Source organism: Rodentibacter mrazii (assembly GCF_001998825.1).
Taxonomy (GTDB): Bacteria; Pseudomonadota; Gammaproteobacteria; order Enterobacterales; family Pasteurellaceae; genus Rodentibacter; species Rodentibacter mrazii.
The window spans coordinates 38,235-48,185 of sequence record NZ_MLHG01000016.1 but is presented as its reverse complement, the minus strand read 5'-3'; the positions used below and the strand labels follow the sequence as shown (position 1 = coordinate 48,185).

The 9,951-nt window shown below is 39.8% G+C and carries 17 protein-coding genes, 1 tRNA gene and 1 pseudogene; 12 read left to right on the top strand and 7 right to left on the bottom strand.

Annotated elements, in window-relative coordinates:
- Together BKK47_RS03075 and BKK47_RS03070 are read right to left on the bottom strand one after the other, a co-directional pair.
- Positions 1–243: pseudogene (locus tag BKK47_RS03075) on the bottom strand (hypothetical protein); the annotation flags it as partial.
- 211 nt (positions 244–454) lie between these two features.
- A complete protein-coding gene (locus tag BKK47_RS03070; protein WP_158074743.1) occupies positions 455–1,147 on the bottom strand; it encodes a LexA family transcriptional regulator in 693 nt (230 codons plus the stop codon).
- Positions 1,148–1,271: 124 nt separating this feature from the next.
- On the opposite strand from BKK47_RS03070, the gene BKK47_RS03065 reads away from it, so the two are divergent.
- The 7 genes from BKK47_RS03065 to BKK47_RS03035 all read left to right on the top strand — a co-directional run bounded on the left by BKK47_RS03065 (position 1,272) and on the right by BKK47_RS03035 (position 5,263).
- Positions 1,272–1,472, top strand: a complete 201-nt coding sequence (locus tag BKK47_RS03065; RefSeq protein WP_077493452.1) for a YdaS family helix-turn-helix protein — start codon at positions 1,272–1,274, stop codon at positions 1,470–1,472.
- 49 nt (positions 1,473–1,521) lie between these two features.
- Positions 1,522–1,986, top strand: coding sequence for a phage regulatory CII family protein (locus tag BKK47_RS03060; RefSeq protein ID WP_077493451.1), 465 nt, complete (start codon positions 1,522–1,524; stop codon positions 1,984–1,986).
- Positions 1,987–2,067: 81 nt separating this feature from the next.
- Positions 2,068–2,247 carry a hypothetical protein gene (locus BKK47_RS03055; RefSeq protein ID WP_077493450.1) on the top strand — a complete coding sequence of 60 codons (180 nt, stop codon included), beginning with the start codon at positions 2,068–2,070 and terminating at the stop codon, positions 2,245–2,247.
- Positions 2,248–2,263: 16 nt separating this feature from the next.
- Positions 2,264–2,512: a helix-turn-helix domain-containing protein gene (locus BKK47_RS03050; protein WP_077493449.1), complete on the top strand. Its 249-nt coding sequence runs from the start codon at positions 2,264–2,266 to the stop codon at positions 2,510–2,512.
- Positions 2,513–2,601: 89 nt separating this feature from the next.
- Entirely contained in the window at positions 2,602–3,471 is an 870-nt protein-coding gene (locus BKK47_RS03045; protein ID WP_077493448.1) for a hypothetical protein, read from the top strand.
- Positions 3,471–4,841: a replicative DNA helicase gene (locus tag BKK47_RS03040; protein ID WP_077493447.1), complete on the top strand. Its 1,371-nt coding sequence runs from the start codon at positions 3,471–3,473 to the stop codon at positions 4,839–4,841. The genes BKK47_RS03045 and BKK47_RS03040 overlap by 1 nt, the downstream gene beginning before the upstream one ends.
- The gene (locus BKK47_RS03035; RefSeq protein WP_077493446.1) at positions 4,838–5,263 is read left to right on the top strand and encodes a recombination protein NinB; all 426 of its coding nucleotides are present in this window, start codon (positions 4,838–4,840) and stop codon (positions 5,261–5,263) included. The genes BKK47_RS03040 and BKK47_RS03035 overlap by 4 nt, the downstream gene beginning before the upstream one ends.
- 35 nt (positions 5,264–5,298) lie before the next feature.
- On the opposite strand, the gene BKK47_RS03030 is transcribed toward BKK47_RS03035, so the two are convergent.
- The 3 genes from BKK47_RS03030 to BKK47_RS03015 all read right to left on the bottom strand — a co-directional run bounded on the left by BKK47_RS03030 (position 5,299) and on the right by BKK47_RS03015 (position 7,219).
- Entirely contained in the window at positions 5,299–5,964 is a 666-nt protein-coding gene (locus BKK47_RS03030; RefSeq protein WP_077493445.1) for a P22AR C-terminal domain-containing protein, read from the bottom strand.
- A 615-nt stretch (positions 5,965–6,579) separates the two neighbouring features.
- Positions 6,580–7,008: a type II toxin-antitoxin system HicB family antitoxin gene (locus tag BKK47_RS03020; RefSeq protein ID WP_077493443.1), complete on the bottom strand. Its 429-nt coding sequence runs from the start codon at positions 7,006–7,008 to the stop codon at positions 6,580–6,582.
- A gap of 28 nt (positions 7,009–7,036) precedes the next feature.
- Positions 7,037–7,219 (bottom strand): type II toxin-antitoxin system HicA family toxin, encoded by a 183-nt coding sequence (locus BKK47_RS03015; protein ID WP_077493442.1) that lies wholly within the window; start codon positions 7,217–7,219, stop codon positions 7,037–7,039.
- 63 nt (positions 7,220–7,282) lie between these two features.
- Here BKK47_RS03015 and BKK47_RS03010 point away from each other — a divergent pair, with 63 nt between their 5' ends.
- Positions 7,283–7,831 carry a recombination protein NinG gene (locus BKK47_RS03010; RefSeq protein WP_077493441.1) on the top strand — a complete coding sequence of 183 codons (549 nt, stop codon included), beginning with the start codon at positions 7,283–7,285 and terminating at the stop codon, positions 7,829–7,831.
- A complete protein-coding gene (locus BKK47_RS03005) occupies positions 7,821–8,189 on the top strand; it encodes an antiterminator Q family protein (RefSeq protein WP_077493440.1) in 369 nt (122 codons plus the stop codon). The genes BKK47_RS03010 and BKK47_RS03005 overlap by 11 nt, the downstream gene beginning before the upstream one ends.
- Positions 8,190–8,228: 39 nt before the next feature.
- Here BKK47_RS03005 and BKK47_RS03000 read toward each other — a convergent pair whose 3' ends face one another.
- Positions 8,229–8,522 (bottom strand): addiction module antidote protein, encoded by a 294-nt coding sequence (locus BKK47_RS03000; protein WP_077493439.1) that lies wholly within the window; start codon positions 8,520–8,522, stop codon positions 8,229–8,231.
- Entirely contained in the window at positions 8,519–8,818 is a 300-nt protein-coding gene (locus BKK47_RS02995) for a type II toxin-antitoxin system RelE/ParE family toxin (RefSeq protein ID WP_077493438.1), read from the bottom strand. Before BKK47_RS02995 ends, BKK47_RS03000 begins: the two co-directional genes overlap by 4 nt.
- Before the next feature lie 233 nt (positions 8,819–9,051).
- Between BKK47_RS02995 and BKK47_RS02990 the strand changes: the two genes are divergently transcribed.
- From BKK47_RS02990 to BKK47_RS02980, 3 genes are all read left to right on the top strand, one after another.
- Positions 9,052–9,127, top strand: a tRNA-Arg gene (locus BKK47_RS02990).
- 55 nt (positions 9,128–9,182) lie between these two features.
- Complete coding sequence (locus BKK47_RS02985; protein ID WP_077493437.1) at positions 9,183–9,446, top strand: HNH endonuclease signature motif containing protein; 264 nt, start codon at positions 9,183–9,185, stop codon at positions 9,444–9,446.
- A gap of 170 nt (positions 9,447–9,616) precedes the next feature.
- Positions 9,617–9,949 (top strand): hypothetical protein, encoded by a 333-nt coding sequence (locus BKK47_RS02980; protein WP_077493436.1) that lies wholly within the window; start codon positions 9,617–9,619, stop codon positions 9,947–9,949.
- The last annotated feature ends 2 nt before the right edge of the window (positions 9,950–9,951 follow it).

Here is a 9,951-nt window from a genome sequence, read left to right as displayed (position 1 = left end):
TGAATTATGATAAAGCAAAAATTCTTTTTCTTGTCCATAAAATAATGTGAAATAATTACGTTCTATAATAGATTCGTCATCTTCAAGATTCAAAAGTTCTTCTTTTCCTGTAGTTTTATTTCCCTTGTGTAAAATATCTTCTCTAAATGTAGAGAAATAACCAGATATTGAATTATCAAAACTAGAATTATCAGAGAAAATGTGTATTCTTCTCGCATAATTACCTATCATTACGACAGGCATTGAGTCATCCTTAAAATAATTTACTAGTGTTCTAAAATTATAACCATTCTCTGAACAAGCAGAATAGAATCTAATATTGAAGTTGTGTTTCTTCTGGTTTGTTACCATATTTTATCCTTATGGTTAGTTTGTAATTAAATATTAAACAATATTGATAGTTTTTTATTCCTTAACACTCTGATATGTTTGAGGTAAATCAATGCTCCTACAATCACCCCACAAAATTCAACTTCTGGCTTTGGTGGACTCTCACTTTGCCGTGAATGAACATTTCAGAGGCTTCTTCTGGTTTAATATACCAAGGCTTATACACATCATCATTATCAGAAATAATGCAGTAATCTCGCCCTATTTTTTGCACACGTTTAACGAAAAGTGTGTCATCAAAGGTAAAAATATAAATACCATCACCATCAAAATATTGAATAGATATATCCACAAAGAGGAGATCGCCATTATTGAAAGTTGGAAACATAGAGTCCCCTTTCACATTAATGATTCGAATGTTTGCCGGGGTAATACCGGGGTAATATTTGTAAAACTGGTCAGGTACAAATTTTAATTGTTTTACCACTTGAACCATATCACCATTCACTGCGCCATGACCTGCACTGGCTTCAATATCTAATACATCAAGTGTTATGTTATCTTCGTCATCTTCTGTTGCTGTATAAGCAGAAATATCTGTTGAGCCCTCGAATGGTTCTCCAATCCCACTTTGTAACCATACTGGATTTACACCTAAAACCATGGAAATTTCCAACAAGTTACGAGGTTTCTTAGTTTTATCATTAATAAGATCACCTATTGCCATCACTGAAACATCAAGCTCTTCTGCAAGCTGCTTTCTTGTTTTCAGTTTTTGGCGCATTGCCCAATCAATTCGTTCACCGAGCGTACTCATCGCATACCTCTTTTTAAGTTTTTTGTTGATCCTAAAGTTTTCTTTAGCAAATGCAATAAAATAAAACTTTATTTTAATTAAAGAATAATTTAATATTTGCTTTATATTGATTAAGGAAAAGTTTATGAATAAAGCTATTGAAAAAGTAATTGAAGAATGTGGTAGCCGAGACATTTTAGCCAAAGCCTGCGGTGTAAGTAACGCTACCGTTGGCAACTGGCTAAAAGGTCAAGGAATCAACGGTAAGCATATTAAGGCAATTTCTGATGCTACCGGTGGAAAAGTTTCAACTGATGAAATTCTTCAATCCTTAACTGAAGATTAATTTACCCGATTAGATTAAAAAAATAACCATAAAAAGACAGGATTTTTTTATGAAAGAAAATAAATCGCCATTCGCTTATGTTCAACAGGCTCTACACGTTCAGCTGGCTAGTTCTCGCAATATTTCTAATTTTGCACCGACATTGGGCAAAGCTGAATCTCAATTAGCACAAGAGCTTAATCCTGATTACCCACGCAATAAATTAGGGTTTATTGACGCTATTCATCTTATTTCTCTAACTGAGTCAGTAAATATAGTGGAAATGATTGCACAAAGCGTGGATTGCACACTTATGCCAAAGCCAAAGTGCGGTAGCAATTCAACGGATTTATTGCGTGATGTAGCGAAACTTTCCGCAACGGTTGGAAAACTCTGTGGCGATACTGCGGAAGCGGTTTCAGAGGATTCTGATTTGGGCTATGAAATTTCTGCAAAAGAGCGGGATAAATTAATGGAATCTGTTGAACACCTTCTTTCTCAGTTGGTGTGTTTAAAACAGGTTTTGGGGCAATAAAAACCAAAGGATAAACAACATGAATGCAGAAGATTTCATCATCAAACATATTCGCAACCAACTGATTCAGGGGGGGCTGATATGGTTTCAGTCAATCAGGCAACCGAGATGTGCTTACAAGAATATCGATGCCGTAGCACGTTTAAACCGGACGTAATGACGTATTTGTTGGATAAGGCTAAACGGTTTATTGGCAATAAAAACCGTCGAAACAAAGCTAATTTAAACCCAATAAAAAACCACGGCGGCAACCGTGGCTAATTAGGAATATACAGACGTGAAAAATACTAATTTAAATGAGAAATCAAGTCAATCCCAAAATGCACAAATTTTAGCATTTATGCAAAACGGCGGAAAAATCACTTCACTTGAGGCGTTAAAGCTATTTGGTTGTATGCGTTTGTCCGCACGGATTTTGGATTTGCGCAATAACGGCTATCACATTTACTCAAGAATCATTAAAGACCCTAAAAGCGGTAAGCGATTCAGTCAGTATTTTATGGAGGCACGCAATGGAACGTTTTAATCAACCGGTACGAATTGATGTGCTTTTAGCTCTTTATTGGCAAAGGGTTTTATCAGTGAGATTAGCGATGTTAGACAAGGAGATTTTTGATGAAAGCCTCTGAATCATTACGTTTAATCGGTCAGCCCATAGCTTATTACAAAGGGCTGACAAAAGTGCTTGGCGGGGCTACAGCGACGATTTTATTTTCGCAATTATATTATTGGAGTGATAAAACCGATAATCCGTTAGGTGTGTATAAAACCCTTGATGAACTGATGGACGAAACAGGATTAACCGAGCGTGAATTGCGTTCTGCCCGTGAGAAATTACGTTCACTTGGGGTGGTCGTTGAGACCAATAAACGATTAGAACACCGCCTGTATTTCCGAATTGATTTTGATGTATTTGATGATTTGGTTGAGTCATTTCGGGAACAGTCAAATTGTCATTTCGCCAATGAGCAAAGTGTCATTTCCCCAAATGACAAAACGTCATTTCGGGAACAGTCAAATTGTCATTTCGTTATTGATCAAGAGAATACATACACTAGATTACATACAAATAAAACCCCTTTATCCCCTTGCGGGGAATCGGCTAACGCCGACCCTGTGGATGAAATGGATTCGCAAAACGAATTTACTACGCCTGAAGAAAAAACAAAATCCGATTCGGTTGATTATGCCGGTATAGCGAAAGCCTACAACCAAGCGGTTGAGGAATCCCAAACGCATTTATCGTTTGTGGCTAACCCTAATGCGCTCAGCGATAAACGCAAACGAGCTGTGAAAAAATTATCCACGGTGTTTAAAAAACGATTTGGTGATGGGAGTGCATCGGCAATTGGGGAATATTTTGCCGATTTCCTGAAGCAAGCCCCGCCGTTTTACTTTGGTGAAAATGACCGTGGCTGGAAAGCCGATTTTGAATATTTACTTCGTGAAAGCACGTTAGACAAAGTTTTGGAAGGGAACCTGTAATGCAAAATATCAATTACGATTTGGAATATAGCCTTGTTGGGGCATTACTGAGTGGCGGACTATCACCACAAGCCCGAGAAGTGATGAGTTGGCTTGAACCGGAAATGTTTGAGACCGTTCAGCTTGGCGCACTTTACGGCAACATTCGCAAACAAGCCCGCAAAGATGATTTGATTGATATTTTAATGCTTTCACAAGACTACGGCGAAAACTTTGCAAACTTGGTGGAAATGGCAAATCGAATCGTTTACAGCGGAAATCTCTCGGGGTATGCGAAAAAAGTTCACGCTGCTTGGATTAACCGCTCGGCACAACAGACCATGCTCAAAATGGCAAGCGAATTAGCCAATGCCCGTGAAGAAAAAGTGAACGAGATTACTCAATGCGCACTCAATCAAATTCAAAAACTCTTGGTGAGCAAAACCGAAATTAAACCGGTTGCCTTGGGTGAGTTGATGGATTCTTACGTGGACGTGCTTGAAAAACGTTCAAAAAGCGATTTCAAAGAGCGGTTACTTTTTACCGGCATTGAGGGGGTGGATAACGTACTTGGCGGAATTAATTCCACTGACATCGTTGTGGTAGCCGGTCGCCCCGGCACAGGTAAAACCGAGTTTAGCCTAACCCTTACCCGCAATATTGCAAAACACAAAGGTTCGGTGTTGTTTTTTAGCCTTGAAATGGGCAATTTCCAACTGGTCGATCGCTTGTTAAGTGCAACAGGTCAAGTTGGTGTGAAGAAATTACGCAACCCACAAGAACTTAATGAGCTTGATTATAACCGTTTAACACAAGCTATCACCGAAGTGCGCAAGCAAGAAGTTTATTTTGTCGATCGCGGTGGTTTATCTGCTGATGAAATTTGTGTGATTGCGGAAAATCATATCAACGAGAAAGGCACTCCCTCTGCGATAGTGATTGATTATTTGGGTTTAATGAATCACAAGCAAGAACGCGGAATGAACCTGACACAGGCTATCGCTAATTCAATGAGCAAGCTTAAAACGTTTGCTAAAAATTTCAATATTCCGCTGATTTTGCTTTGTCAGCTTAACCGTGATGTGGATAGCCGTGCTGTAAAACGACCGACCAATTCAGATTTGCGTGATTCCGGTGCAATTGAACAGGACGCAAGCCAAATCATCATGCTTTACCGTGAGGGCGCATACAAGGCGGATACGGACAATCCTTATTCCGAAGCCATCATCACTAAAAATCGCTTTGGTGAACTTGGTACGGCTTATATGCGATTCGAGAAAGGGCATTTTGTGGATTGCGACCAAGCGCAAGCCTATCAATTCATCAATGAAAAACCACAACAGCCGAAACCCTACGCATCAAAATCCTATGGTAAAGGAGCAATGCAATGACCGATAAACAACCATTTTTCTTGCGTAATGAGCAAGTGCGGTCAAATTGCATTGAGTTTATCAGGGATTTACCAACAGACGAGAAAAAGCCGTTAGTGGTGAAGGTGCAGCCAATGACACGTACACAGGCACAAAATGCCAAGTTACATGCGATGTTGGGTGATATTAGCAAACAATGCGAGTTTCAAGGGAAAAAACGGGATATTGATACTTGGAAGATGATTATGGTGTCGGCGCATCGAATTGCGACAGGTGGAAAAGCAGAAATGGCAATCGGGCTTGAGGGCGAGGTGATAAATCTGCGTGAATCTACGGCACAGATGGGCGTGAAACGGCTCGCAAGTTTGATTGAATATGTCACCGCTTGGGGCGTGCAAAACGGTGTGAAGTTTAACGACAGATGGGGATTTTGGGGAAGATAAAACCGCACCGAAGTGCGGTTGATTTCGAGGGGGTTTTAGAATTTGCCGAGTTGCCGTTTTGGGCGAAGCACATCATTATCCTGAATAGTGGGCAAGACCCGATTCCAGTTTTCATGTTGCCACATTCCGGTTTTAAATTCGGCAGTGAGTTTTTGAATGATGGGTTGATGACGGCGGAGCATTGAACCATATTCGCTAACAATGCTACTGGCTTGTGCGGCGAACTTGGATTGAATGTTTTCCAGTGCCGGCAAAATATAACTCGTGAACTCAACGCATTTAAATAAGGCGAACCAATCCCACGCCATACATTGGAGTTCATACTCTGAGTGTTCAAATGGGAATTTGTGTTCAGGATTAGGCAAAGCGAGTTGTTTCGGTGGCTCAATTTGGTTGAGGAACGCTCTGAGGACGACAAGGTGAAAAGCAGGGCTTACCCATGCAGCGTAGGCGATAACGAGTTCTTTGCAAGCCCAAGTACCTTGTAATGCTGGATTACGACCACCACGAACTGTTTTTATAGCGATCATAGAATTTGCAGATCGCTCAATTTCAGCAATGAGTTCTTTGGTTTGTTGGTTACGAATAAAAAAATTAGGTTGGTAGTTTTTTTCAGATCCACTAATACGATGAAGATCGTTTAAAGAATAAAGATTATCAAGGGTACGGATTGAAGTGTTGAGAATAGTTAGATTTGACATAGTTACGTTTCCTTTCGAATGGAATGGTGGTTAGGTGGTTCGAAAACCGTAGTAACTAGACGGCGTGTGGTATTGGTTATTCCCACACCCACCTAACCATAGATTGAAATGTATCTTGTTTTTGTACCATTAAATTTTGCGGTAAAAAGAAAGAGTAATCACAAATTTTAGATACAAAAAAATCACATTAACGCAGTGAAATAGCGAGTTACTAAAAAATCAACGGGGTTTCGACTCCACCGTTGGAAGAAATCCTACTCTCAACGGGAAAGTTTGTCAAGGGAACGAATTGAAGTGTTGAGAATAGTTAGATTTGACATAGTTACGTTTCCTTTTGAGAGAAATCCCGATAATTCGGGCGATCGAGTGGTTCAGAAACCGTGAAAAGTCGGCTGGGCATATTCCCCGAAGGTATTGTATTAGCCGCCCACTCGATCATAGATTGTAAATTACCTTTTTGTACAAAAATTGTGGGAAAGAGAAAAGAGATCACAAATTTTAGATACAAAAAAACCGCAAAGGATTTCGGTTGCGGATTACCGCTTTTCATAAGGTTCTGACACCTTGAAACAAATCCTACCCTTAACAGTTGGGGTTGTCAAGGGTAGGGAAAGGTTATTGGCGTAACTCTTTTTGCGAGGCAATCGCTAAAAAGTGGCTACGGTCTTTGTATATGGGGTTACTTGCGACACGGCTATCAATGCGTTTGATGAGATATTCCGGCAAGCTGATGTTAATGCGCTGGCGTTTTCCTTGATAAGGGGAAATATCCACATCAAGCAAGAGCCAAGTATCGCAATAATTAAACTCTTCTAGGCTTTGGTAGTGTTTGTAGCCTTTGTCTTGAAGTTGGCTGATGTCGTCCCCGCCTTCAAACATCATTTCTAAGATGGAATGAATGGCATCTGTGGCTTGCGTTGGGATTTCTTCAAGGGTATCTGCTGCACTTACGCAAGCGTATTTTTCCGTAAACAAGACGGGGACGGCAATACCGTAGGCTTCATTTTTGTTTGTAGGGGTTTCAATGCCGATAGTAAATAACATAATCGCTCCTTTAGTCAGCTTGGCAGAGCTAAAGCCCTGCCAATTTTTTGATGGATCTCAATGTGCCGATTGGGACATGTTGCTTGGGGTGCGGAACAGGAAACGTCTTTCCTGTGATGGGCGATTTCCATATTTGATGATCGCCTTTACCGTGCCGAACAAAAGTGCAACCTGCATTTTTGAGTTCCTTGATTAAGTCGCTGGATCGCATGCTTCCTCCTTATCGTCTTAATCGGGGTTTATTATACACACGCATACACAAAAAACAAGGGGTTTGATGAAAGAATATAAATGCAAAAAGTGCGGTCAGTTTTTCGTGCGGTTTCAAACCACACAAAAAGTCTGTTCGCCTAAATGTGCGATAGAACTTGCTCGAGATAACGCACAAAAAGCACGAGAGAAAGCCGAAAAGAAAAAGCTAAAGGAACGTAAAGCAAGATTGAAAAGCCGTTCAGAATGGCTGAAAGAGGCACAATCGGTATTTAATAAATTCATCCGCCTGCGTGATAAAGACGAACCCTGTATCAGTTGTGGTCGCTATCATCAAGGACAATGGCACGCCGGGCATTATCGCAGCGTGGGGGCTTGCCCTGAATTGCGGTTTTGTGAGTTGAATGTCCATAAACAATGCCAACCGTGCAATAACCATAAAAGCGGCAATGTGATTGAGTATCGGATTAATTTGGTAAGAAAAATCGGGGTGGATAAAGTGGAATGGCTAGAACGCCAAGACCACGATTTTAAGAAATACACAGTCGAAGATTGCAAAGAAATTATTCAGTATTACAAAGAAAAGGTTAAGGTGGTAAATAATGGCTTATAGTGTGGAACGCGTGATTGAAAAATGGGGAAATATTTGGGGGAGAACAAGAATAGGTACGGAATATCCAAATACAACGATATCAATACCGGTATTACCTAAACCACGGAAAGCATACGTTAAGTTTCTTACAGACGATGAATGCCTCCTTATAGAACAGCAAATTATGAATCTTCATGCTGACAATCTTCTACAGTATCAAATTTTGATGGCGTTGTATGTTCAGAAAGCAAAAGAGCGGGATATTTGCAATGCGCTTGGTATATCTCCTGCGAGAATGTATCGTGAACGGGCACAAGGAGTCCGATTTTTAAAAGGTGCTTTTACTGGAGCGAAGATTAAATTTATGTTTTTGGGGTAAGAAAGCGAAAGTGCGGTTAATTTTGACCGCACTTTTTGTTTAAGCGAAACTCGATTGTTGAACTTGGAATTTGAGGTTTAGTGCTTTCATAACTTTCATCACGGTAGCAAAAGTTGGGTTACCTGAACCGGATAATGCTTTATAAAGCCCTTCACGGCTGATTCCTGCATCACGGGCAATTTGGCTCATATTACGTGCTCGGGCAATATCTCCAAGCGCAGATAAAATAAGTTCAACATTGTCTTCTTGTAAAATTTCGTTGAGATAAAGCTGAATTTCCTCTTCGGAAGTGAGATGTTCTGCAATATCAAAATCTTTTAATTGTTCTGTCATAATCCTAATTCCTCTGCAAGTTGTTTTGCTTTCTTGATATCTTGTTCTTGTGTGGATTTGTCTCCGCCACATAGTAAAAATACTAAAACACCGTTTTGATTTTTCAGATAAATTCGATAACCTTGTCCCTCATCTATGCGTAATTCAAAAATGCCATCATTTACACTTTTGATATCGCCAAAGTTTCCAAACTGTAAGCGTTTGATTCGCGCATTAATTTTGGCTTTAGCTCGAATATTTTTTAATTTAGCCAACCAGTTATCAAAAGTTAAAGTGGTTTTAATCTGGATTGTCATTGAGGAATCCTTATCAATTTATTCAAGGCTATTTTAGATAATCTTATTTTGAGTGTCAATTATAGTTCACATTTTTAAACACCAAATATCTTTTGATTTTGTTAATAACCACTTGACGACTTGCAAGTGAAAGTATATGATTCACACTATAGTGCGGTTTTTGCACGTAAGCAACGCACAAATGAATTTAGTAGCCCTGATTGAATACAGTCGGGGTTTTTTAATATATATTTACTCTGTTAGCTCAACAGGATAGAGCAATGACCTCCTAAGTCATCGATACCGGTTCGATTCCGGTACAGAGTGCCATAAATCTGATACGGCCCTAAGCAGAAATGCTTGGGGCTTTTTTATTGGATGTTTTATGGCAAAGAAGAAATCAATCAAGCCTGATCGTGACCGTGATTATAAGAAAGAGTATCGAACCTATCACGGAACACCGGAGCAGATTGCCAATCGTGCGGCTCGTAATAAGGCAAGAAGAACGATGGAAAAAGAAATGGGTAAATCTGCGTTAAAGGGGAAAGAGGTAGATCACAAAAAGCCATTAAGCAAAGGTGGTTCGAATTCTCGCAGTAATTTGCAGGTATTATCAAAAACGGCTAATCGCAAGAAAGGCAATAAATAGCAAGGATTGGCAGGGAGCAGGCAGTTAAGTTGGTTATTTGACATAAGAGCCTAGCCGACCTTGCTATCCACTATACAAAAACCGACTGCAAATGACCGCAGTTTGTTTTAGGCGGCTTAACGGTCGCCTTTTTTGTTTCTCTATGACAGAAAGCATAAAAAGGATAATCAATGTTAAATTGTTATTTTACTTATAGTTATGATGGAAAAGAACAGCAATTAGCAATTCTTGCTGAAACGGTAAAAGAAGCCAAAGACAAAGCGAAGTCCATTAGTGGTAATTTAATTTATCTTGGCTATGACGAGATAGAGAAAGACCTATTCGAAGGGAAAGAGATTGCATGGATTTGTGCCAAAGATACAAAAGAATTGCCGTTTCCATTTAAGCAGCTTAAACAGGCAGCTTTATTTTTCGCTTATGGTACAAACTGCCAATGCTGTTTAGGCTACCGCATTATGGGTGGCTTAGTGCTTGGTGGATTGATTGGATATTTGTTGGGGTAAGG